Origin of the sequence: Streptococcus canis (genome assembly GCF_900636575.1) — a bacterium.
Lineage (GTDB): Bacteria > Bacillota > Bacilli > Lactobacillales > Streptococcaceae > Streptococcus > Streptococcus canis.
This window is the reverse complement of record NZ_LR134293.1, coordinates 78,780-101,882: the sequence shown is the minus strand read 5'-3', so window position 1 is coordinate 101,882 and position 23,103 is coordinate 78,780. Positions and strand designations below refer to the sequence as shown.

The 23,103-nt window shown below is 39.6% G+C and carries 21 protein-coding genes and 2 pseudogenes; 21 read left to right on the top strand and 2 right to left on the bottom strand.

The window, feature by feature from the left end:
• The first annotated feature begins 74 nt into the window (after positions 1-74).
• The 17 genes and pseudogenes from metG to EL097_RS00390 all read left to right on the top strand — a co-directional run bounded on the left by metG (position 75) and on the right by EL097_RS00390 (position 16,075).
• Entirely contained in the window at positions 75-2,072 is a 1,998-nt protein-coding gene (metG, locus tag EL097_RS00470; RefSeq protein WP_003046965.1) for a methionine--tRNA ligase, read from the top strand.
• 441 nt (positions 2,073-2,513) lie between these two features.
• Complete coding sequence (gene nrdF / locus EL097_RS00465; RefSeq protein ID WP_003046972.1) at positions 2,514-3,527, top strand: class 1b ribonucleoside-diphosphate reductase subunit beta; 1,014 nt, start codon at positions 2,514-2,516, stop codon at positions 3,525-3,527.
• 3 nt (positions 3,528-3,530) lie between these two features.
• A complete protein-coding gene (gene nrdI / locus EL097_RS00460; protein WP_003046975.1) occupies positions 3,531-3,971 on the top strand; it encodes a class Ib ribonucleoside-diphosphate reductase assembly flavoprotein NrdI in 441 nt (146 codons plus the stop codon).
• Positions 3,972-3,986: 15 nt separating this feature from the next.
• Entirely contained in the window at positions 3,987-6,173 is a 2,187-nt protein-coding gene (nrdE, locus tag EL097_RS00455) for a class 1b ribonucleoside-diphosphate reductase subunit alpha (RefSeq protein ID WP_003046978.1), read from the top strand.
• Positions 6,174-6,552: 379 nt separating this feature from the next.
• Positions 6,553-7,896: a branched-chain amino acid transport system II carrier protein gene (gene brnQ / locus EL097_RS00450; protein WP_003046987.1), complete on the top strand. Its 1,344-nt coding sequence runs from the start codon at positions 6,553-6,555 to the stop codon at positions 7,894-7,896.
• Positions 7,897-8,098: 202 nt separating this feature from the next.
• Positions 8,099-8,401 (top strand): hypothetical protein, encoded by a 303-nt coding sequence (locus tag EL097_RS00445; protein ID WP_051026420.1) that lies wholly within the window; start codon positions 8,099-8,101, stop codon positions 8,399-8,401.
• A gap of 931 nt (positions 8,402-9,332) precedes the next feature.
• Positions 9,333-9,692 (top strand): annotated as a pseudogene (locus tag EL097_RS00440) (TIGR02328 family protein).
• A 116-nt stretch (positions 9,693-9,808) separates the two neighbouring features.
• Positions 9,809-10,045: a DUF2829 domain-containing protein gene (locus tag EL097_RS00435; RefSeq protein WP_003046992.1), complete on the top strand. Its 237-nt coding sequence runs from the start codon at positions 9,809-9,811 to the stop codon at positions 10,043-10,045.
• Positions 10,038-10,736, top strand: a complete 699-nt coding sequence (locus EL097_RS00430) for a 3-oxoacyl-ACP reductase (protein ID WP_003046995.1) — start codon at positions 10,038-10,040, stop codon at positions 10,734-10,736. Before EL097_RS00435 ends, EL097_RS00430 begins: the two co-directional genes overlap by 8 nt.
• A gap of 8 nt (positions 10,737-10,744) precedes the next feature.
• A complete protein-coding gene (locus tag EL097_RS00425; RefSeq protein ID WP_223824852.1) occupies positions 10,745-10,975 on the top strand; it encodes a DUF3977 family protein in 231 nt (76 codons plus the stop codon).
• Between the two features lie 24 nt (positions 10,976-10,999).
• Positions 11,000-11,449: an ASCH domain-containing protein gene (locus tag EL097_RS00420; protein WP_129544906.1), complete on the top strand. Its 450-nt coding sequence runs from the start codon at positions 11,000-11,002 to the stop codon at positions 11,447-11,449.
• A 1-nt stretch (position 11,450) separates the two neighbouring features.
• On the top strand, positions 11,451-12,410 hold the full coding sequence (locus EL097_RS00415; RefSeq protein ID WP_003047005.1) for a Gfo/Idh/MocA family protein: 960 nt from the start codon (positions 11,451-11,453) through the stop codon (positions 12,408-12,410).
• Positions 12,411-12,772: 362 nt separating this feature from the next.
• Positions 12,773-12,976, top strand: a pseudogene (locus tag EL097_RS11090) (MFS transporter); the annotation flags it as partial.
• A gap of 169 nt (positions 12,977-13,145) precedes the next feature.
• Entirely contained in the window at positions 13,146-14,531 is a 1,386-nt protein-coding gene (gene glmU, locus EL097_RS00405; protein WP_003047016.1) for a bifunctional UDP-N-acetylglucosamine diphosphorylase/glucosamine-1-phosphate N-acetyltransferase GlmU, read from the top strand.
• 26 nt (positions 14,532-14,557) lie between these two features.
• A complete protein-coding gene (locus EL097_RS00400; RefSeq protein ID WP_003047017.1) occupies positions 14,558-15,112 on the top strand; it encodes an NUDIX hydrolase in 555 nt (184 codons plus the stop codon).
• Positions 15,112-15,363 (top strand): cell wall synthase accessory phosphoprotein MacP, encoded by a 252-nt coding sequence (macP, locus tag EL097_RS00395; protein WP_003047021.1) that lies wholly within the window; start codon positions 15,112-15,114, stop codon positions 15,361-15,363. The genes EL097_RS00400 and macP overlap by 1 nt, the downstream gene beginning before the upstream one ends.
• Before the next feature lie 16 nt (positions 15,364-15,379).
• Positions 15,380-16,075, top strand: a complete 696-nt coding sequence (locus tag EL097_RS00390; protein WP_003047025.1) for a 5'-methylthioadenosine/adenosylhomocysteine nucleosidase — start codon at positions 15,380-15,382, stop codon at positions 16,073-16,075.
• 82 nt (positions 16,076-16,157) lie between these two features.
• Here the strand turns inward: EL097_RS00390 and EL097_RS00385 are convergent, their stop codons facing one another.
• A complete protein-coding gene (locus EL097_RS00385; protein ID WP_003047027.1) occupies positions 16,158-16,805 on the bottom strand; it encodes a metal-dependent transcriptional regulator in 648 nt (215 codons plus the stop codon).
• Positions 16,806-16,950: 145 nt separating this feature from the next.
• Between EL097_RS00385 and EL097_RS00380 the strand changes: the two genes are divergently transcribed.
• The 3 genes from EL097_RS00380 to EL097_RS00370 all read left to right on the top strand — a co-directional run bounded on the left by EL097_RS00380 (position 16,951) and on the right by EL097_RS00370 (position 19,528).
• Positions 16,951-17,883 carry a metal ABC transporter substrate-binding protein gene (locus EL097_RS00380; RefSeq protein WP_003047030.1) on the top strand — a complete coding sequence of 311 codons (933 nt, stop codon included), beginning with the start codon at positions 16,951-16,953 and terminating at the stop codon, positions 17,881-17,883.
• A gap of 64 nt (positions 17,884-17,947) precedes the next feature.
• Positions 17,948-18,673, top strand: coding sequence for a metal ABC transporter ATP-binding protein (locus tag EL097_RS00375; protein ID WP_003047032.1), 726 nt, complete (start codon positions 17,948-17,950; stop codon positions 18,671-18,673).
• Entirely contained in the window at positions 18,674-19,528 is an 855-nt protein-coding gene (locus tag EL097_RS00370; protein ID WP_003047035.1) for a metal ABC transporter permease, read from the top strand.
• Between the two features lie 126 nt (positions 19,529-19,654).
• Here the strand turns inward: EL097_RS00370 and EL097_RS00365 are convergent, their stop codons facing one another.
• On the bottom strand, positions 19,655-20,461 hold the full coding sequence (locus EL097_RS00365; protein ID WP_003047037.1) for a peptidylprolyl isomerase: 807 nt from the start codon (positions 20,459-20,461) through the stop codon (positions 19,655-19,657).
• A 218-nt stretch (positions 20,462-20,679) separates the two neighbouring features.
• Here EL097_RS00365 and EL097_RS00360 point away from each other — a divergent pair, with 218 nt between their 5' ends.
• A complete protein-coding gene (locus EL097_RS00360; RefSeq protein ID WP_003047039.1) occupies positions 20,680-23,085 on the top strand; it encodes a DNA translocase FtsK in 2,406 nt (801 codons plus the stop codon).
• Positions 23,086-23,103 lie beyond the last annotated feature (18 nt).

Sequence of the window (23,103 nt, the reverse complement as noted above, 5' to 3'; positions counted from 1 at the left end):
ACGAAAAAGTCAGATGTCACACTACATCTCTCAATCATACTTTCAGTGGAGTATGATTTTGAAAGGAAACAATCATGAAAAAACCATTTTACATTACTACCCCCATCTATTACCCATCTGGGAAATTACACATTGGTTCTGCCTATACCACCATTGCCTGTGATGTTTTGGCACGCTACAAGCGCCTGATGGGCCATGAGGTCTTTTACCTCACAGGACTTGATGAGCACGGACAAAAAATTCAAACCAAGGCTGAAGAAGCTGGTATCACACCTCAAACCTATGTTGATCATATGGCAAAGGATGTCAAAGCCCTTTGGCAATTACTGGATATTTCCTATGACAAATTTATCCGGACAACTGACGATTACCATGAGGAAGTTGTTGCTGCTGTTTTTGAAAAATTGCTAGCGCAAGATGACATTTACCTTGGCGAATACTCTGGCTGGTATTCTGTCTCTGATGAGGAATTTTTCACTGAAAGCCAACTAGAAGAAGTTTTTAGAGATGAAGACGGTCAGGTCATTGGTGGTATTGCCCCATCAGGTCACCAAGTGGAGTGGGTCTCTGAAGAATCTTACTTTCTACGCCTTAGCAAATACGCTGATCGTCTCGTAGCCTTCTTTAAAGAGCAACCAGACTTTATCCAACCAGACGGCCGCATGAATGAAATGTTGAAAAACTTTATTGAGCCAGGTTTAGAAGATTTAGCAGTCAGTCGTACCACCTTCACTTGGGGTGTATCTGTCCCATCAAATCCCAAACACGTGGTTTATGTCTGGATTGATGCCCTCCTAAACTACGCGACAGCCCTTGGTTATGGTCAAGCTGATCATGCCAACTTTGATAAATTCTGGAATGGCACGGTTTTCCACATGGTTGGTAAAGATATTTTACGCTTCCATAGCATCTACTGGCCAATTTTGCTCATGATGCTTGATTTGCCAATGCCAGAACGCTTAATTGCCCATGGTTGGTTTGTCATGAAAGACGGCAAAATGTCCAAATCAAAAGGCAATGTGGTCTATCCAGAAATGTTGGTCGAGCGCTTTGGACTTGATCCTCTTCGCTATTACTTGATGAGGGCCTTGTCGGTTGGTTCAGATGGTACTTTTACCCCTGAAGATTATGTGGGTCGTATCAACTATGAATTAGCCAACGATCTTGGGAATTTATTGAATCGTACCGTTGCGATGATTAACAAGTATTTTGATGGCATGGTGCCAGCTTATGTTGACAATGGAACTGCCTTTGATGCTGACTTAAGTCAACTGATTGATGCTCAGCTAGCAGATTACCATAAGCACATGGAAGCGGTGGACTATCCACGCGCCTTAGAGGCTGTTTGGACAATCATCGCTCGTACCAACAAATACATTGATGAAACAGCTCCTTGGGTTCTTGCCAAAGAAGATGGTGATAAAGCTCAACTGGCCAGTGTTATGGCGCATTTGGCAGCCAGCTTGCGCGTGGTTGCTCATTTGATTCAACCATTTATGATGGAAACATCAGCTGCCATCATGGCACAACTTGGTTTGGCACCTGTTTCTGATTTGTCAGCTCTTGCTCTAGCAGATTTTCCTGCCAATACAAAGGTTGTTGCCAAGGGGACACCGATTTTCCCACGCCTTGACATGGAAGCTGAGATTGACTACATCAAAGCACAAATGGGTGACAGCTCAGCTATTTCCCAAGAAAAAGAATGGGTACCTGAAGATGTTGAGCTCAAATCTGAAAAAGACGACATCAAATTTGAAACCTTTGACGCTGTGGAAATTCGTGTGGCAGAAGTCAAGGAAGTATCAAAAGTGGAAGGTTCTGATAAATTGCTGTGCTTTAGACTAGACGCAGGAGATGGGGAAGACCGCCAAATCTTATCAGGCATTGCTAAATTCTACCCCAACGAACAAGAATTAGTTGGTAAAAAACTACAAATTGTTGCCAATCTCAAACCTCGTAAAATGATGAAAAAATACATCAGTCAAGGCATGATTTTATCAGCAGAGCATGGGGATCGGTTAACGGTTTTAACCGTTGATTCATCTGTCCCAAATGGAAGTGTGATTGGGTGATTCTCAGACCAGCCTAGATAAAACTATTGTAGGCATTGCTAAAGATCAGACTGTGGACTTTGTCTTCAGTCTGCTTTTTTATTTTTTTTGACAAGTCTTACCACTGCAATATTATGGTATAATTGAAGGTTTTAAACTATATCTTGTAATAAAAAACATTGCAAAACACTATATCTTGTGTTATTATTGTTTTTATAAAAAGTTAAGCACGCTTAACTTTTCGAGGAGAAATGGACTATTAGATTGTTCAATAAGACAGGTGACACTTGCTACCAGTAGAAGTGTCAGGAAACTGAAAACCAGTCATATATCTAAGGTTGCTTATCGGCAAGTCTTTTTGTGTTGCCTAAAAGTTAATGCTGTCCTTACTCTTGTCTAGTGATATTTTAGGCTTAATGTCACTAGCTAATCCTATAAAAAATCAAGCCTTGAAGGAGACAAATGAATCAACATTACTACAAGCGATCACAATCGCCAATTGATTACGCCCTATCTGAAACCAAAAAACACATGCGCTCAGTCAACTGGAATTACCTCAATGATGACAAAGATTTAGAAGTTTGGAACCGTGTCACCCAAAATTTTTGGTTGCCTGAGAAAGTTCCTGTTTCCAATGACTTAAATTCTTGGAGGTCTCTAGGTGAGGACTGGCAACAACTTATTACCAGGACCTATACTGGCTTAACCCTGCTAGACACGGTACAAGCAACTGTCGGGGATGTGGCTCAAATTCAGCATTCACAAACAGACCATGAACAAGTCATTTACACGAATTTTGCCTTTATGGTGGCGATTCATGCCCGTTCCTACGGAACAATTTTTTCGACCCTGTGCAGCAGCGAGCAAATTGAAGAAGCTCATGAGTGGGTAGTTTCGACTCAAAGTTTACAGCAACGAGCGCATGTCTTGATCCCTTACTATACCGGCGATGATCCTTTGAAGTCAAAAGTAGCAGCAGCCATGATGCCAGGTTTCTTATTGTACGGCGGCTTTTACCTTCCTTTTTACCTATCGGCTCGAGGGAAAATGCCAAATACATCTGATATTATTCGCTTAATTTTACGAGATAAGGTCATTCACAATTATTACAGTGGTTACAAATACCAGCAAAAAGTAGCGCGTCTTAGTTCAGAAAAGCAGGCTGAGATGAAGACCTTTGTATTTGACTTGCTCTATGAATTAATTGATCTTGAAAAAGCTTATTTAAGAGAACTCTATGCAGGCTTCGATTTGGCAGAAGATGCCATCCGTTTTAGTCTTTATAACGCTGGAAAATTCCTTCAAAATTTAGGTTATGATTCACCTTTCACAGAAGAAGAGACACGTATTTCACCTGAAGTATTTGCTCAATTGTCAGCGCGTGCAGATGAAAACCATGACTTTTTCTCAGGGAATGGGTCGTCTTATGTTATGGGAGTAACAGAAGAAACAACAGATGACGACTGGGAGTTTTAAGGAATGGCAGAGCTGATTATTGTTTATTTTTCATCTAAGTCCAATAATACTCATCGCTTCGTTCAAAAATTAGGCTTGCCTGCTCAGCGCATTCCAGTAGATTATAGACCATTTGAAATTGCAACCAATTATCTTTTGATTGTACCTACCTATGCTGCGGGTGGCTCAGACACTAAGGGGGCAGTTCCTAAGCAGGTGATTCATTTTCTCAATAATCTCACTAATCGTAACCATTGTAAAGGGGTTATTTCTTCAGGGAATACTAATTTTGGAGATACCTTTGCCATTGCAGGTCCGATTATTTCTCAGAAATTGCAGGTCCCTCTTTTGCATCAATTTGAACTATTAGGCACCCCAAAAGATGTTGCGAGGGTACGGGATATCTTTGTTCACTTTTGCCGCCAAGCCCACACCAAGACCAAATCAAACCGACAAAAAGATTAAGGAAAGGACACGTCCATGTCACAAACCAAAGAGTCATACCTCTCATACAATGCATTAACTCGCTTTAAAAAAGCAGACGGTAGTTATCATTTTGATAGTGATAAAATTGCTGTTCAACGCTACCTAGAAGAACACATCTCTCCCAACCGAATGGTATTTCCATCTTTAGAAGAGAAGTTAGCCTATCTCATTAAGGAAGGTTATTATGAGCAGGCCATTTTTGATGCCTATCCTGACGACGTTATCAAGGAAGCTTTTCAATACGCCTATCAGCAAGACTATCGCTTTTTAAATTTGATGGGAGCAATGAAATTCTACCAATCCTATGCCTTGAAAACCTTGGATGGGAAGCATTATCTAGAAGAATTTGAAGATCGTGTCGTTATGAACGCTCTCTTTTTAGCAAATGGAGACCAGGCCTTGCTATTTCGTTTGATCGAAGATATGCTACAGAGACGTTTTCAACCAGCAACACCAACCTTTTTAAATGCTGGCAAGAAACGTCGTGGAGAATATATTTCTTGCTATCTTCTCCGTGTTGAGGACAATATGGAATCTATTTCTCGTGCGATTGGAACCAGCCTTCAACTGTCTAAGAGGGGTGGTGGTGTAGCTTTGTGCTTGACCAACCTTAGAGAAATTGGGGCACCGATCAAAGGGATTGAAAATCAGGCAACGGGCATTGTACCTGTCATGAAATTATTAGAAGATTCCTTTTCCTATGCCAATCAATTAGGGCAGCGTCAAGGTGCAGGTGCCGTTTACTTGCATGCTCATCACCCAGAAGTTCTTACCTTTTTGGACACCAAAAGAGAAAATGCTGACGAAAAAATTCGGATTAAGTCACTAGCCTTAGGACTTGTTATTCCAGATATTACCTTCCAATTGGCAAAGGAAAACAAGGAAATGGCTCTCTTTTCGCCATACGATATTAAACGCGTTTATGGTAAGGACATGTCTGATATTTCAATCACAGAGGAGTACGATAAGTTACTAGCCAATCCTGCTATTAAAAAGACTTATATCAGTGCTAGAAAACTGTTCCAGTTGATCGCTGAACTACATTTTGAATCTGGTTACCCCTATCTTTTGTTTGATGATACGGTTAATCAGCGTAATCCTCATGCGCAAAAAGGACGCATTGTCATGTCAAACTTGTGTTCTGAAATTGCTCAGGTGAGTACAGCTAGTACCTTAGATGAGGATTTGAGCTTCAAAGAAGTTGGTGAAGACATTTGCTGTAATTTGGGATCGATTAATATCGCTGAAGCTATGGCAGATGCCAAGCATTTTGAACAGTTAATCGCAACCAGCATCAGAGCTCTTGATCAGGTGTCAAGAACTTCTGATTTGTCTTGTGCCCCCTCTATTGAAAAAGGCAATGCAGCTAATCACGCTGTTGGTTTAGGAGCGATGAATTTACATGGCTTTTTGGCAACCAATCATATTTACTATGATTCAGAAGAAGCCGTTGACTTTACGGATTTGTTTTTCCATGCTATGGCCTATCATGCTTTTAAAGCCTCTTGTCAATTGGCTAAAGAAAAGGGGACTTTTGCAGATTTTGAACGATCGACCTATGCGGACGGTTCTTATTTTAGTAACTATTTGACAGAAGATGCCAAGCCAAAAACAAAACGGGTCGCTGCCTTGTTGAAAACTTATGGCTTTCAATTACCAAGCGTAGCTGATTGGAAGGCATTGGTAACAGATATTCAAACCTTTGGTTTAGCTAATGCCCATCTAATGGCTGTCGCCCCAACAGGGTCTATTAGTTACTTATCTTCTTGCACCCCAAGTTTGCAGCCGGTTGTTGCTCCTGTCGAGGTTCGTAAAGAAGGTAGCTTGGGCAGGGTCTATGTTCCCGCGTATCATATTGATCAGGACAATTATTGTTACTATGAACGTGGAGCTTATGAAATGGGGCCAGAGCCCATCATTAATATTGTTGCTGCCGCTCAAAAACATGTGGATCAGGCTATTTCATTGACTTTATTTATGACTGATCAGGCTACTACACGTGACCTCAACCGTTCTTATATTCAGGCCTTCAAGCTGAAATGCGCTTCTATCTACTATGTTAGAGTTAGACAAGATGTCTTGGCAGGTAGTGAACAGTACGACGACGATAGTTTGGTAACCTTCACGGACGACCAGGCAATGACTGACGGTACCGAAGAGTGTCAAAGCTGTATGATTTAAAGTCACAAAAAGAGTAATGTTTGAGGTGTGACGGATAGTTCGATTCACAGAAAAAGTCAAAGGAACTGGCTAACATTGAACTGCCCCCAAAAAGTTAGTTTTTTGTCTAACTGGGGTAGTTTACATCTACAGATCCTTTGACTTTTTTTGTAGATAGCCATAATAAGGGAAGGCTACAGTATTGGTTGGAAAAACAACTGTCGAAATAGTTAGAAAATTTTGAAAAAACTATGGTAATTCTTCTAGATTTTGTTATAATAAAAACCAACGATTCAAATGAAAGCAGTGATGCCTAAAAGGCTTCACTGTTGACGTCGTTTGAAAAGACAATGATTGAAGGAAAGGTTGCTAGTCATCTGATTAGCATAAGGGATTGCCGATGGTAAAAAAAGGCTTTTTAACAGGATTACTCTTATTTGGTATTTTTTTTGGAGCAGGGAATCTTATTTTTCCACCTGCTTTGGGAGTGGCTTCAGGTCAAGAGTTTTGGTCAGCTATTTTAGGATTTTGTTTGTCAGGTGTTGGCTTGGCGATTGTGACCTTGCTTCTGGGTACGGTGACTAATGGTGGCTATAAAACAGAGCTGTCCCAAAAATTTAGCCCTTGGTTTTCACTCACTTTTCTTGTCCTCCTTTATTTAACCATTGGCCCCTTATTTGCCATTCCTAGAACAGCAACAGTTTCTTTTGAAGTCGGTTTAAGTCCAATTGTGGGTTATAATCCAATAGCCTTACTCATTTTTTCTGCCTGTTTCTTTGCTGCCGCCTATCTACTAGCTATTAGACCAAATGGTATCTTGGACAGTGTTGGTAAAATTTTGACTCCAGCATTTGCTCTGCTCATTTTACTGCTAGTTGTGGTGGGAGCTTTCGTTTACGGTCAACACGAGAGTGCGAAGACAAGTGCCGAATATGCTGGAAAAGCCTTCGGGACAGGTGTTCTTGCAGGTTATAATACTTTAGACGCTCTTGCTTCTGTGGCCTTTTGTTTGGTTGCAACGGATACCCTCAAGAAATTTGGTTTTCAAAGTAAAAAAGAATACCTCTCAACTATTTGGGTAGTAGGAATTGTTACCAGCCTTGCTTTTAGTATTTTATATATTGGGCTTGGCTTTTTAGGAAATAAATTTCCAGTTCCAGCAGAGGTTCTAACCGATCCTAATATTAATAAGGGAGCCTATGTGCTGTCACAAGCATCTTATCAATTGTTTGGTTCCTTTGGTCGCTTTTTCTTGAGTGTCATGGTTACCTTGACCTGCTTTACCACTACAGTTGGACTAATTGTATCTGTTTCCGAATTTTTTGATCAAAATTTTCGTTTTGGTAGCTACAAGTTTTTCGCTAGTCTCTTTACCTTGGTTGGTTTTTTGATTGCGAATTTAGGTCTGAATGCCGTGATTACTTTTTCTATTCCAGTATTGACCCTCCTTTACCCAATTGTTATTGTTATAGTGTTGATTATTTTGTTGAATAAATGGGTTCCTCTATCCAAAAAGGGAATGTCTTTGACCATTGGTTTGGTGACTTTAGTATCCTTTATTGAGGTCTTGGCTAGCCAATTACAGCAAGAATTTTTAACGCAACTTGTTGAATGTTTGCCCTTACATGCTGTTTCGATGGGATGGCTGTTGCCAACACTACTTGGCTTAGTAGTAGCCTTGTTATTGCCAGATAAACAAAAAGGACAGTCATTTGACTTAAGACAATTTGAATTAGAAGAGTAATGACAACAAATACCCAAGGAGACTCTCCCTTGGGTATTTTTATAGTGCCCGCTAGGAAGGAAGTGCTTATCGAAGCAGTAAATTTTTAAAAGTATTGTATTAGAAAAAAATGAGATAGCAGAGACAAGGAGTTAGTTGCTTTTTAGTGTGTTATAAATAAGGTACGAATCAGTAGGAAAAAATGTTTATAAAGAAGGGTATAATGATGCCAAAATATAAAATGGCAGATCTAGCAGCGATTGCTGCAATGACTTTACTAACAAGCAGTCAAGTAAGCGCTAATGAGCCTATTGGTACTTATGAAGGGTCATCAATTCCTAGAGTTTCAGCCCCATGTGTAGCTGAATCAGCAATTATTAGTGCTAAGTTTGAAGAGACAACTTCTTCATGTACCTCAAATCCATGCACCATTGAGTCAGTAGGAGTAACTCAAAAAAACCTTATTAACGACGCACCTTCAGCTGATAGAGGAACAAAAAGGTATCTTGCCCCAAAAGATAAGTGAACTACTAGAATGTTTAGAGCTTAGCACTTATTAATCTCCATATAGTTAAAAATACGGATAGATAAGACTAAGAAAGACCGAGCTACTGGCTTGGTCTTTTTATCGTTTGAGAAGGATCAGTGGATTATTTCTAAACAACCTGTCATTCTAGTTTACTGGGATTTTCTTAATCTGCTTGTTAAGACACCAAGCCTAAATGGACAGTCCCTTATTCTAATTTTCTCTTCGATAGCATAAATCAGTTGATTATGCTATAATTATCAGCAAACATTCCCCTCTATAGTCTCTATCAAAGGATAAGACATCGTACAAGCTAGGAGCTGCTACTAAACCAAACCAGCTCCTCTTGTATAGTAAACGGCATAAAGAAAATACTTGAACAATTTGAGAAAGAAGATGGTGCCTTACTTAGGATTATCTCCTTTTTGATAATCAAACTCAAAATAGATTAGACCTTATTTATTCTTTTTCTGCTTTAAACAGTACTGACATATGGTCACTGATAGAACACAGCAATAGGTGTATCGTAAATGTGTTAGAAAATAATTTTTCTAATTTTATAGAAGCTCATTCTAATGGTTTAGAAGATAAAAAAATAATGTCGAAAGTTTCAAAAAGTTAGCATTAATCCAGCCAGACAAGGTCAATTTAGAGAGCGTCTCGTACTTATAGAAGGGGATAAAAGAAAACACTGACCCACGCGCAACACTGTTGTAGTATTGAGAGTTATTCAGCAAAGAAACTGAAACGGTTGATATAATCATGCTAGCTATTGTATCCTTCACCGTTGTGCTTATTTTGGCTTGCTACTTAATCGTAAGTGACATATACGAGAATGTAGGGCAGTTCAGCTAACCAAGATTTCTCACCATTTTATCTTTTATGAAGCCTAAATATTTGTCACAAAAAACTGATAGGAGGAAACTAACCAATGAGATTATGGCATGAAGAAATTATCAGTCAATTACCACGTCAGCAATTATTAGGTCAACATAGAGAATGCGCGGCGCTGAGAGGTAGGGTGGTGGTGCCCTCACGCAACCGTTAATTATGTGTTTAACTATTTACCATATAAGCTTTACCAATACCACTGCTTAATCATGGATGAAATGGAAAAAGAGGATATAAGCCTGATAATAAATGGAAAGCCCCTCTTTATCGCGGTTTGACTGATTCAGCGTGTTTTGTATTGCAAGATGACATCATCATGGTACCAATTTACCCAGAACACGATCAAAAATATTTAGAAGAGTGTTTAGAAAATCTCAGAGTAAAGGGGTTTAATATTTAGACAATGCTATGAATCCTTGTGAGTCCACAAAAAGGCTACAAATTTATTTTTAGGAGTTTATAGACTGCCTAAAAAGATTATTATATCAACGATTACAGACATTAAAGGAGACAAATATGACATTTGAAGAGATTTTACCAGGCCTTAAAGCAAAGAGAAAATACGTTCGGACAGGTTGGGGAGGAGCTGAAAACTATGTGCAACTCTTTGACAGTCTCGAACAAAATGGGCAGGCTCTTGAGGTGACCCCTTATTTCTTGATTAACGTGTCTGGTGAAGGGGAGGGCTTCTCCATGTGGGCTCCGACCCCATGTGATGTGCTAGCCACCGATTGGGTAGAAGTCCATGACTAAACGCGTCCTCATCACAGGAGTATCATCAGGCATCGGATTGGCACAGGCTCGTTTATTTTTGGAGAATGGCTACGCTGTCTATGGCGTTGACAAGTCAGGCCGCCCCGACTTGTCCGGTGACTTTCAGTTTTTGCAACTGGATATTAGCGGGGATTTAGCTGCGCTTCACGACTTTGCACCAAGTGTGGATATCTTATGTCACACCGCTGGAATCCTCGACGGCTATAAGCCACTGCTCGAGATTGATGATGCCGACATTGACAAGGTTTTTCAGGTCAATCTGTTTGCTACGATGCGTATCACTCGCCATTACTTATCCCAAATGGTCGCTAAGGGTTCTGGCATTATCATTAGCATGTGTTCTATCGCTAGTTTCCTAGCAGGTGGCGGTGGGATAGCTTATACAGCCAGCAAGCACGCCTTGGCAGGTTTTACCCGTCAGTTAGCTCTTGACTATGCCAAGTTTGGTATTCAAGTTTTTGGCATTGCACCTGGTGCCGTTAGAACCGCCATGACACAAGCTGATTTTGAACCTGGAGGTCTGGCACAATGGGTGGCTGATGAAACTCCCATCGGGCGTTGGTTAGACCCAGCAGAAATTGCTGAGCTTACCCTTTATTTGGCTTCTGGGAAAGCAGGAGCGATGCAAGGGGAAATTATTAAAATTGATGGTGGTTGGAGTTTAAAATGACCAAATAGATTGAGATTGGCTTAGGCAATTTCTGGCTGGTTCGCACAGAATACGAAAAAGATGATGGAACAGAAACTGAAGTTAGAGGCATTTCAGGTGCCATTCGGCCGAGATCGATTTACCTTAGAATTTGGCTGGGCTATACTGTTTGGATTGTGGATGTCAAAGAAGGTATCAAACAGCAGACCAAGTCTCGTAAAGCTTTCAAATGTGTTGTTGGCATCGTATCAGCTGTTTAAATGAAGGTGTTTGAGGGAGAAAAAATGACAGCAGAAGAATTATGGCAAGCTTATAAAGAGATTAATCCCAATATTGGTGATGAGATTGATGCTTGGGCCTTTGGCGTCCAACCGGATTTATTAGCTCAGCTAGTCTTAGAAGGAACTAAAACAGCAACGGCTTCTGCCTATGACCTCTATGCTTTGGATCAGGAACCCCTTCCTCAAGAAGGCACTTATGATGTGGTGCTAGATGGTCAAGGGGAAGCTGTTTGCATCATTTATATTACCAAAGTGTCGATCCTTCCTTTCCAAGATGTATCAGTAGAACATGCTTACAAAGAGGGAGAAGGGGATAGAAGTTTAGCTTGGTGGCGACAGGCTCATCAGGACTTTTTTCAACCTTATTTTGAAGAAGTAGGGCTTGTTTTTTCTGAACAAAGTCCTATTGTTTTAGAAGAATTTCAAGTGGTTTACCCACAGTTAGGAGATTAAGATGAAATTAGCCATTTTAGGGACCGGTATGATTGTCAAAGACCTTTTACCTGTCTTACAGGAAATTAAGGGTATTGACCTTAACGCTATTGTTTCCACGCCTCGTAGTGTAGATGTGGCTAGAAAATTAGCAAAAAGCTTTGCTATTCCAACAGCGACAAGTGATTTTGAGACTGTTCTTGAATTAGAAGATATTGACACGGTCTATATCGCCACTCCAAACCATTTGCATTATGAGGGGGCAAAAAAGGCTCTTCTAGCCGACAAACACGTGATCTGTGAAAAGCCTTTTACCATGACAGCAGGGGAATTAGATGAACTAGTGGTTCTAGCCAAAGAACGAAAGCTCATTTTGTTAGAAGCAATTACTAATCAATATTTGAGCAATATGACCTTTATTAAGGAGCATATTGACCAACTTGGAGATATTAAAATTGTGGAGTGCAATTATTCACAATATTCTTCACGCTACGATGCCTTCAAACGAGGTGACATCGCGCCAGCCTTTGACCCTCAAAAAGGTGGTGGGGCTCTACGTGATTTGAATATTTACAATATTCATTTTGTGGTAGGCTTATTTGGTAGGCCTAAAACGGTTCAATATTTAGCTAATATGGAAAAGGGCGTCGATACCTCGGGCATGCTTGTCATGGACTATGGGCAGTTTAAAGTGGTATGTATTGGAGCCAAGGATTGCACAGCAGAAATCAAATCAACTATCCAAGGTAACAAAGGCTCACTGGCAGTTCTCGGAGCAACGAATACCCTTCCTCAGGTTCAGTTAAGTCTGCACGGTCACGAAGCAAAGGTGGTTAATCTTAATAAACATGACCACCGCATGTATGAGGAGTTTGTCGCGTTCACCCAAATGATTGACGAAAAAGACTTTAAAAAAGTGGATCAGGCTTTGGAACATAGCCGAGCTGTCATGGCTGTGTTGGAGCGAGCTGCTCATTCTTAATAGACACTAAAAAGCGGTTGTTCTGAGGAGCAATGGCTTTTTTTCGAGGGAGGTCAGTGTTTGTAAAACTGTTACTTATCTCCAATCACAGCATTTAGATGCTAATGTGGTTATTTCAGATCAAGCATCCTTTATTAATTCTTGGGGAGTTATTAATTTTTTAGGAAAGAAGCTTGTTCAGGAATTGGGAGGACTTGTCAAGCAGAAAGATACTTAAGCAGTTTGTTCTCTTTTGGGAAATAATAATTTCAAACCAGTTAACCCAAAACCGTTCAGAAATCCTGTTACTAGAGAGAGGAAAACGAGATAGAAAAATCTTGAAAGCGTTGATACCGAAAAACAACTCTGCTACACTATAACAATTAAATGTTGCGGGGCCTGCCATTAGTTTTGTCGGGGTACCAGCCTGCTTTGTTGGCAATATGGGAGCAGATTGGTGAATGCCAATCTTTGCAGATAGCTTCGGTTGGTTTTGGGTTTACATTGTTGTTGCAGCCTTATCTGTTTTCTCAGCTATTGACTATTTGATTTTGGTCAAATGCAAAGAAGAAATCATCAACAATTAAGCATTTTGAACAGTATAACAAACAGACAATAGCCATTTATCTGTTTGTTTAAGGCTCAATTCTTCAAAAAAGGCTCCTAAACTCGGCGTAAAAGCTAGGAAGTTTCAGGAAAAAAGTGGAAAATATGCTATAATGAGATGGTATTGATATCATTATTAAGGAAAAACTTATGACAAACTATGCAATTATTTTAGCAGCGGGTAAAGGTACCCGTATGAAATCTGACCTTCCCAAGGTTCTTCATCGAGTGTCTGGCTTGACCATGTTGGAACATGTTTTTAGAAGCGTAGCAGCAATTCAACCTGAAAAAAATGTGACAATTATCGGGCATAAATCAGAGATGGTACGTGCAGTTTTAGCAGATCAATCAGAATTTGTGCTTCAAACAGAGCAATTAGGGACTGGGCATGCTGTCATGATGGCAGAAGAGAAGTTAGTAGGACTAGAAGGGCATACGCTAGTTATTGCAGGGGACACTCCCTTAATCACTGGAAAAAGCCTGAAGAGCTTGATTGACTTTCATGTTAACCATAAAAATGTTGCGACCATTTTAACGGCGACAGCTCAAGATCCATTTGGCTATGGTCGTATTATTCGTAACAACGATGGCGAAGTAATCAAGATTGTTGAGCAAAAAGATGCTAGCGATTTTGAACAACAAATTAAAGAGATTAATACAGGAACCTATGTCTTTGATAACAAGCGTTTGTTTGAGGCCCTCAAAAACATTAATACTAATAATGCGCAGGGAGAATATTATTTAACCGATGTTATCTCTATTTTTAGAGAAAATAAAGAAAAGGTTGGAGCCTATACCCTAAGAGATTTTAATGAAAGCCTTGGTGTCAATGACCGCGTTGCCCTAGCAACCGCTGAAGCAGTGATGCGCCAACGCATTACTCAAAAGCACATGGTTAATGGAGTGACTTTCCAAAATCCAGAAACGGTTTATATCGAAAGTGATGTTGACATTGCGCCAGATGTTTTGATTGAAGGAAATGTTACCTTGAAAGGTCGCACACATATCGCAGCTGAATGTGTGTTGACCAATGGGACTTATATCGTCGATTCTGAGATCGGTGAAGGCAGCGTCATTACCAACTCAATGATTGAGTCAGCTGTTTTAGCAGCAGGAGTAACGGTTGGTCCTTATGCCCATCTTCGTCCAGGGACTACTCTCGCTAAAGAAGTCCATATTGGAAATTTTGTTGAAGTGAAAGGTTCTCATATTGGAGAAAAAACCAAAGCAGGTCATCTGACTTATATCGGAAATGCGCAAGTGGGTTCCGAAGTTAATATTGGCGCTGGAACTGTCACAGTAAATTATGACGGTCAAAACAAACACCAAACTGTTATTGGGGACCATGCCTTTATTGGTAGCAATTCAACCATTATCGCTCCTTTAGAAATTGGAGACAATGCTCTGACAGCAGCAGGATCAACCATTTCTAAGACAGTACCTGCCGACAGCATTGCTATTGGGCGTAGCCGCCAAGTCATTAAGGAAGATTATGCTAAACGTCTTCCGCACCACCCAAGCAAAACAAGGTCATAAGATAAGATTCATTAAGGAGGACAATCATGGCATTTGAAGAAAAAACACTGAGAAGACAAGACATTTTTGATGGACAGATTTTTAAAGTTGTTGTTGACGATGTCGAACTTCCCAACAATCTGGGACAAGCCAAGCGAGAATTGATTTTCCACCGTGGAGCGGTAGCTGTGCTAGCCGTCACTCCTGATCGTAAGATTGTGATTGTCAAACAGTACCGTAAAGCTATCGAAGCGATTTCTTATGAAATTCCAGCAGGAAAATTAGAAATTGGTGAAGATGGCTTAGAGTTAGAAGCTGCTGCGCGTGAATTAGAAGAAGAGACAGCCTATACTGGCAATCTGTCCTTTCTACATGAATTTTACACAGCCATTGGTTTTTGCAATGAAAAAATCAAGCTCTATCTGGCAACAGATTTGGAAAAAATAGCTAATCCAAAACCTCAAGATGTCGATGAAGTGATTGACGTTTTAGAGTTGTCTTACAAGGAGTGTATGGACTTGGTTGCCCAAGGTAAACTTGTGGATGCTAAAACCTTGATTGCCTTGCAATACTATGCCTTGCATTTAGGAGGTGACCAGTAATGGGAAAACCCTTATTAACAGATGAGGTGATTGAAAAGGCCAAACATGGAGAAACGTTTGAAGCGGATGACTACGCTGATTTTGACACTAAAATCATGACCCTTCCTAATCATGATGAGGAAGAACGCATCTATAAGAGTCGTCGGATCGAAAATGCCAAACGTAGTCAGTTTCAATCCAAATTAAACGTGCTTCTCCTTGCTGTGCTTATCTTAATTGCTCTTCTAGTTTATGCCGCTTTTTATCTTTAAAATATAAGGAAATCGTATGAAAATTGGAATTATTGCTGCAATGGAGGAGGAACTACGCCTACTCTTAGAAAATCTCTTAGATTGTCAAGAACACCAGGTGCTTTCAAATACCTACTACACTGGTCACTATGGGCAACATGATCTTATTTTAGTACAATCAGGTATTGGTAAGGTCATGTCTGCTATGACAGTTGCTATCTTGGTTGACCATTTTCAGGCAGAAGCGATTATCAATACAGGTTCAGCAGGAGCTGTTTCCCCTGAACTAGCCATTGGTGATGTTGTGGTGGCAGAACAATTGGTCTATCATGATGTGGATGTGACTGCCTTTGGTTATGCCTATGGGCAAATGGCGGCGCAGCCATTGTATTTCGATTGTGACCTACACTTTGTAGCTACCTTTAAAAAGGTTCTAGAACAGGAAAAAGCAGGCAGTCAGGTCGGCCTTATTGCAACAGGAGATAGCTTTATTGCTGGTCAAGAAAAAATTGAGGCTATCAAGGCAGCCTTTCCAACTGTTTTGGCAGTCGAAATGGAAGGAGCGGCCATTGCACAAGCTGCTCATGCCACAGGAAAACCTTTTATTGTGGTTAGAGCCATGAGTGATACAGCGGCCCATGATGCCAATATTACCTTTGATCAATTCATTATTGAGGCTGGTAAAAAGTCTGCTCAAACCTTGATGACATTTTTAAATAGTCTATCCGTCTAACATTTGCTATAAAAGCACAAAAACCTCTAGATTCTGACTGTTAGTGTCAGGAACTAGGGGTTTTTGGTTTTTGCGCCACGTTTTAAAGGGCAGTCACATACAATTGCTTGGCAATATTTTCAGGAATAATCAATTCCTTATCCAAATATTGAATAGTGTAGGTTTTTGCAAAGGTATCAATTTGAGTTAAGCCTAACTCAGTATTGATTTTAAGGTCATGCGCTTCCAAATATTGGATTAGATCAAATTGGTCATGAACCCTACTCAGACGGAAATTACCCAACTCAGTAATTGTGTTAAGGGTTGTGTTATTCATTTCCATGAGTGCTTGTCCCTGACGTGGAATTGTCCCTCCATGAGGACAAAAAGTTGGAAAACCAAGGGTTTCATCCAAGCGGTCAATAAAGGTATCTGAAACCGTATGTTCCAAAACCTCAGCTTCTTGGTGAACTTCCTGAGCGTTGTAGCCTAATTGGTGAATCAGAAAAACTTCAATCAAACGATGCTTGCGATAAAGATTAGCAACGAGGACATGGCCTTTATCTGTCAACAAATAGCCCTTTGTCTTATTCTTAACAATCCATCCTTGTGAAATCATTTTTTTAATCATTTCCGAAACGGCAGGTGCAGAGACTTGCATCTTCTCAGCCACCATTTTGTTTGAGATCTTAGATTCTTGTTCCCCAATTTCATAAATACATTTCAAATAGTCTTCTTTATTAGGCGTCATATCATTATGCCTTTCTCTTATTTATAATCATTATTATATCAGATTTTTATGAAAAAATCTTGACAAAAAACCAAAAAGAGGATATCCTAATACCATAATTAACTACACCTAATTAATTAAATAATACATCCTAAGGAGAAATGTGATGAGAAAGAAAATTAGCCTCATTTTGGGTGCCTTTTTATCTGTCTTCCTTTTAGTTGCTTGTTCTTCAACTGGTACAAAGACTGCTAAAGGCGACAAATTGAAAGTAGTGGTAACCAATTCTATTATTGCAGATATGACAAAGAATATTGCAGGAGATAACATTGATCTGCACAGCATTGTGCCAATTGGTCAGGACCCTCATGAATACGAACCATTACCAGAAGATGTAGAGAAAACCAGCAATGCTGATGTGATTTTCTACAACGGTATTAACCTAGAAGATGGTGGCCAGGCTTGGTTTACAAAGCTTGTTAAGAATGCTGAAAAGAAAAAGAACAAAGACTACTTTGCTGTTTCTGACGGCGTTGATGTGATTTACTTGGAAGGTGAAAACGAAAAAGGAAAAGAAGATCCACATGCTTGGTTAAACCTAGAAAATGGGATTATTTATTCTAAGAACATCGCTAAACAATTGATGGCCAAGGATCCTAAGAACAAAGAAATCTATCAAAAAAATCTCAAAGCTTATGTCGCTAAGTTGGAAAAACTTGATAAAGAAGCTAAGTCAAAATTTGACGCCATTGCACAAAATAAAAAATTAATTGTCACTAGCGAAGGCTGCTTCAAGTACTTTTCAAAAGCTTACGGTGTGCCATCAGCTTACATTTGGGAAATTAACACCGAAGAAGAAGGAACTCCAGATCAAATTTCATCACTGATTGAAAAATTAAAAGTTGTTAAACCATCAGCTCTTTTTGTGGAATCAAGTGTTGACAGACGTCCGATGGAAACTGTTGCTAAAGATAGCGGTATTCCAATTTATGCTGAAATCTTTACAGATTCAGTTGCTAAAAAAGGTAAGGATGGCGATAGCTACTATGCTATGATGAAATGGAATCTTGATAAAATTTCTGAAGGTCTAGCCAAATAAGATAAACATAAAGCACAGCGATTTTAGTGTTGTGCTTTGTTTTATTTGTGTAAAGGAGACAAAAATGATTACAACTAACAATCTTTCTGTTACTTATGATGGTGACAGTAGAGCCTTAGATGCCGTCAGTTTAACCATCGAAGGACCTGCTATCGTCGGCATCATTGGTCCAAATGGAGCAGGAAAATCAACCTTTATGAAGTCCATTTTAAATCTGATTGATTATAGTGGCCAAGTAACTGTTGATGATAAGGATGGTCGTAAGCTTGGGCATACAGTGGCCTATGTTGAACAACGTAGCATGATTGACTATAATTTTCCAATAACTGTTAAAGAATGTATTGCATTAGGGACTTACAGCAAGTTAGGTCTTTTTCGTCGTGTTGGTAAAAGAGAATTTGATCGTGTGGAAAGTTTATTAGAGCAAGTTGGTTTAGCAGGTTTTGGGAATCGTCCAATAAAATCCCTCTCTGGGGGACAATTTCAACGCATGTTAGTGGCTCGTTGCCTAATTCAAGAATCTGACTATATTTTCTTAGATGAACCGTTTGTCGGCATTGACTCGGTCAGTGAAAAAATCATTGTGGATCTCCTGAAAGAACTTAAAGCAGCTGGAAAAACCATTTTGATTGTGCACCATGATTTAAGCAAGGTTGAACATTACTTTGACAAACTCTTGATTTTAAACAAAAACTTGGTGGCTTATGGTAATGTTGACGATGTTTTTACAGTTGATATCTTGTCAAAGGCCTATGGCAATCATTTGATTTTAGGAAAGGAGATGATGTAAATGTCTATGAAATTTTTTGAGGGCTTAATGTCCTATCATTTTTTACAAAATGCCCTAATAACAGCCATTGTCATTGGTATTGTATCTGGTGCTGTCGGCTGTTTCATCATTCTCAGATCCATGTCTCTCATGGGTGATGCTATTTCCCATGCTGTTTTACCAGGAGTTGCCTTGTCCTTTATTTTAGGTATTAATTTCTTTATTGGTGCTATTGTCTTTGGTTTATTGGCTTCGGTTATTATCACCTATATCAAAGAAAATTCTGTCATTAAGGGAGATACTGCTATTGGAATAACCTTTAGCTCATTCCTAGCTTTGGGAGTTATTTTGATAGGTGTTGCCAATAGTTCAACTGACCTTTTTCACATTCTATTTGGTAATATTTTAGCTGTGCAAGATAGTGATAAATGGATTACGATTGGAGTATCTGTTTTAGTATTAGGAGTTATTATCCTCTTTTTTAAAGAGTTATTGATCACTTCATTTGACCCTATCTTAGCAAAATCAATGGGGATGAATGTGAATGCCTATCATTATCTCCTCATGATTTTGTTAACTCTAGTGGCAGTAACTGCCATGCAAAGTGTTGGTACAATCTTGATTGTGGCTTTATTAATTACACCAGCGGCCACAGCCTATCTTTATGCTAATAGCTTGAAGGTCATGCTTGTAATTTCCTCTTCGCTAGGAGCCTTGACCTCTATTTTAGGACTTTATCTAGGCTATACCTTTAATGTCGCTGCAGGGTCAAGTATTGTTTTGACATCAGCAGTCATCTTCTTGATTAGTTTTTTTATTTCACCTAAGCAGGGGTATCTTAAGAAGCTGATGATGAAAAAGGAAAAAGTTTCCTAATAATGAGTTATCCCAAACACCTTACGGAGTTACTGTTATCGGTTAATTCTACCGGAGAGGTGTTTTTTTGATGAGAAAAAACCATCGATCAATTCGATGGTTGATTTTTTAAAGAATACCTGTTAGTTACTTTTTAAAACGATAATCTTTGACGATGTCAATTGAGGTAATGGTAATATCTTGTTCTGGTTTGTCGTTTTGGCCAACTGGGCTAGCGGCAATCTTGTCAACCACATCCATGCCATCGATGACTTGACCAAAAACCGTATAGCCACCATCTAAACTTGGATTTCCCCCTTGTTCATAGGCAGAAATAATTGGTTTTGGATAGTTTGCGCTTGACAGTGCCTTGCTCTGATTTTTTTTGCTTTGGTTGATATAAAATTGACTACCGTTTGTATCAGCGCCAGCATTTGCCATAGCAAGAGCACCACGAATATTATATAAGAATGGAGAAATTTCATTAGCAAAGCCATTACCAGAATCCTTCTTACTGTTTTTTCCTCTCCAGATAGATTCCCCTCCAGTGCCATCCCCATTAGGGTCACCTGATTGAATCATAAAGTCATTGATGACACGGTGGAAAGTAAGGTTATCGTAGTAGCCTTTTTTAGCATGAGTAAGGAAATTCTCAACAGCTAGTGGGGCGTATTTAGGAAATAGTTTAAGGGTAATGTCACCTTGGCTTGTTTTCAATATTACCTTAGCTTCTTCTTTCCCAACGTCTTTCGTTAATTGTGGGAATTGACTTGCATCAGCTTTAAGAGCTTTTTGAATGTTTTCTTCGTAGGCTTTGGAAGCTGCTTCGCTTTCTTCTTTAGCCATTTTTTCGTTAACGTATTTATCACCTTTGATGGCACGATCAACGGATTCGCAAGCGCTCAAACTAAGTAAACTAACAGCTAATAGGCTTAGGGATAATAATTTTTTCATGGTTACTCCTAGGAATATTTTTCTTTATTTTATCATAACTAAAGGAGAAAAAAGTAGTTAAAGGATTAAAACTAAACTTTTCTTGCCCTAGGATATGATAATCCCTAAAAAGGATCTTACGCATGCTATTATAGCACAAGATGAGGAGGATAAACTTAAAAATCTCAAGCTTTTTTAGCATCTATTTCCTAATGTTAAAAAAATGGTATAATAATATCATGGCTAAAAGAACTCAAAGGAAAAAAAGCGCGCCTAAGAAGCGCTTAACAAAAGCAGAAATCGAAAAACAACGTGCGATTAAGAGAATGATTTCTTCTATACTATTAGCGTTATTACTTGTTTTTGCCATGATTCGTCTTGGTGTTTTTGGTATTACTGCTTATAATGTCATTCGTTTTTTAGTGGGGAGTTTAGCATATCCTTTTATGCTGGCCCTTTTGATTTACCTCTTTTTCTTTAAGTGGTTACGGCAAAAAGATGGCTTGATAGCTGGCTTTATCATTGCTTTTTTGGGATTTCTAATTGAATGGCATGCTTATTTATTCACCAGGCCCAAGATGTTTCATCAAGATGTGTTTAGAGGAACAGCTAGTTTGATTACCAAGGACTTGCTGGCTTTTCGTGTGGACGAATTTGTAGGGGGAGGAATGATTGGCGCTCTCCTTTACAAGCCTGTCGCTTTTTTATTTTCTAATATCGGTTCTTACTTCATTGGTCTTCTTTTTATACTGCTTGGTTTCTTTTTAATGACCCCTTGGGATATTGAAGATGTCAGCCACTTTGTCAAAGACTGTTTTGCTAAAATGGTCGCTTCTTACCAAGCTAACAAAGAAAAACGATTTATCGAACGTGAAGAACGTAAACTACTTGCTGAACAGGAAGAATCAGAAAGACAAGCTCAGGAAGAAGAAAGACGCCTAGCCGAAATGAGAGTTGACCCTGAAACTGGTGAAATTATTGAAGAAGTTCAAGGTTCAGCCTTTTCAGACGATTTATTGGCAGAACCAGAAATTTTTGCTTACGATTCTCATCGGTCTCTGGAAGAAAATGACCATCGTTTATTTGATCAAGAAGACTTAGCTGAGGCTTGTCAAGAGAACATGCTAGCTGCTACCATGTCGGATCCCTTACAGGAAGCCATGGACGCTGAGGACAATGATGAACTTGTTGAGGTTGATTTCACTCCGAAGTCCAATCTTCTTTACAAACTTCCTACCATTGATTTATTTGCAGCGGATAAGCCCAAAAACCAATCCAAAGAGAAAAATTTGGTTCGTAAAAACATTAAAGTGCTCGAAGACACCTTCCAAAGTTTTGGGATTGATGTCAAGGTAGAACGGGCAGAAATCGGTCCTTCCGTAACCAAATATGAAATCAAGCCAGCTGTTGGGGTACGGGTTAATCGCATTTCAAATCTCGCAGATGATTTGGCGCTTGCTCTGGCTGCTAAAGATGTTCGTATTGAGGCTCCGATTCCTGGGAAATCTCTGGTTGGGATTGAGGTGCCAAACTCTGAAATTGCTACCGTTTCTTTCCGTGAACTTTGGGAGCAGTCCAATACCTCAGATGATAAACTTTTGGAAGTTCCTTTAGGGAAAGCTGTTAATGGCAGTGCTAGAAGTTTTGATTTAACACGAATGCCTCATTTACTTGTAGCTGGTTCTACCGGTTCTGGTAAATCTGTTGCTGTTAATGGCATTATTTCAAGTATTCTAATGAAGGCTAGACCAGACCAAGTGAAGTTTTTGATGGTCGATCCAAAGATGGTAGAGTTGTCTGTTTATAATGATATTCCTCACTTGTTGATTCCAGTAGTGACCAATCCTCGCAAAGCCAGCAAGGCATTGCAAAAAGTGGTTGACGAGATGGAAAACCGCTACGAACTTTTTAGTAAAGTTGGGGTTCGTAATATTGCTGGTTATAATGCCAAGGTGGAGGATTACAATAGACAATCTGAGCAAAAACAAATTCCGCTGCCTCTAATTGTCGTTATCGTGGATGAGTTGGCTGACTTGATGATGGTAGCCAGTAAAGAAGTGGAAGATGCCATTATCCGTCTAGGACAGAAGGCGCGCGCCGCAGGTATTCATATGATTCTTGCAACTCAAAGGCCCTCTGTGGACGTTATCTCTGGCTTGATTAAGGCTAACGTACCGTCTCGTATCGCTTTTGCAGTCTCTTCGGGAACTGATAGTCGAACAATTCTTGATGAAAATGGTGCTGAAAAACTCTTAGGGCGTGGGGATATGCTCTTTAAGCCGATTGATGAAAACCATCCTGTCCGCTTGCAAGGTTCCTTCATTTCAGATGATGATGTGGAACGGATTGTTAACTTTATCAAAGATCAAGCAGAAGCGGATTATGATGATAGTTTTGATCCTGGAGAGGTCAGTGATTCCGACAATGGCGCTTCTGGAAATGGCGGAGCTGCTGAGGGAGATCCTCTTTTTGAAGAAGCGAAAGCTTTAGTTTTAGAAACGCAAAAAGCTAGTGCTTCGATGATTCAAAGACGTCTATCAGTCGGTTTTAACCGAGCAACGCGGTTAATGGACGAATTGGAAGAAGCAGGTGTGATTGGTCCAGCAGAAGGCACCAAACCTCGCAAAGTGTTACAAACAAATTAAAATAACCTCAAATCCCTT

Coding starts and splice junctions, on each gene's coding strand:
- metG (WP_003046965.1), top strand. CDS start 75: ATGAAAAAACCATTTTACATTACTACCCCCATCTATTACCCATCTGGG.
- nrdF (WP_003046972.1), top strand. CDS start 2,514: ATGAATCAACATTACTACAAGCGATCACAATCGCCAATTGATTACGCC.
- nrdI (WP_003046975.1), top strand. CDS start 3,531: ATGGCAGAGCTGATTATTGTTTATTTTTCATCTAAGTCCAATAATACT.
- nrdE (WP_003046978.1), top strand. CDS start 3,987: ATGTCACAAACCAAAGAGTCATACCTCTCATACAATGCATTAACTCGC.
- brnQ (WP_003046987.1), top strand. CDS start 6,553: ATGGTAAAAAAAGGCTTTTTAACAGGATTACTCTTATTTGGTATTTTT.
- EL097_RS00445 (WP_051026420.1), top strand. CDS start 8,099: ATGATGCCAAAATATAAAATGGCAGATCTAGCAGCGATTGCTGCAATG.
- EL097_RS00435 (WP_003046992.1), top strand. CDS start 9,809: ATGACATTTGAAGAGATTTTACCAGGCCTTAAAGCAAAGAGAAAATAC.
- EL097_RS00430 (WP_003046995.1), top strand. CDS start 10,038: ATGACTAAACGCGTCCTCATCACAGGAGTATCATCAGGCATCGGATTG.
- EL097_RS00420 (WP_129544906.1), top strand. CDS start 11,000: ATGACAGCAGAAGAATTATGGCAAGCTTATAAAGAGATTAATCCCAAT.
- EL097_RS00415 (WP_003047005.1), top strand. CDS start 11,451: ATGAAATTAGCCATTTTAGGGACCGGTATGATTGTCAAAGACCTTTTA.
- glmU (WP_003047016.1), top strand. CDS start 13,146: ATGACAAACTATGCAATTATTTTAGCAGCGGGTAAAGGTACCCGTATG.
- EL097_RS00400 (WP_003047017.1), top strand. CDS start 14,558: ATGGCATTTGAAGAAAAAACACTGAGAAGACAAGACATTTTTGATGGA.
- macP (WP_003047021.1), top strand. CDS start 15,112: ATGGGAAAACCCTTATTAACAGATGAGGTGATTGAAAAGGCCAAACAT.
- EL097_RS00390 (WP_003047025.1), top strand. CDS start 15,380: ATGAAAATTGGAATTATTGCTGCAATGGAGGAGGAACTACGCCTACTC.
- EL097_RS00385 (WP_003047027.1), bottom strand. CDS start 16,805: ATGACGCCTAATAAAGAAGACTATTTGAAATGTATTTATGAAATTGGG.
- EL097_RS00380 (WP_003047030.1), top strand. CDS start 16,951: ATGAGAAAGAAAATTAGCCTCATTTTGGGTGCCTTTTTATCTGTCTTC.
- EL097_RS00375 (WP_003047032.1), top strand. CDS start 17,948: ATGATTACAACTAACAATCTTTCTGTTACTTATGATGGTGACAGTAGA.
- EL097_RS00370 (WP_003047035.1), top strand. CDS start 18,674: ATGTCTATGAAATTTTTTGAGGGCTTAATGTCCTATCATTTTTTACAA.
- EL097_RS00365 (WP_003047037.1), bottom strand. CDS start 20,461: ATGAAAAAATTATTATCCCTAAGCCTATTAGCTGTTAGTTTACTTAGT.
- EL097_RS00360 (WP_003047039.1), top strand. CDS start 20,680: ATGGCTAAAAGAACTCAAAGGAAAAAAAGCGCGCCTAAGAAGCGCTTA.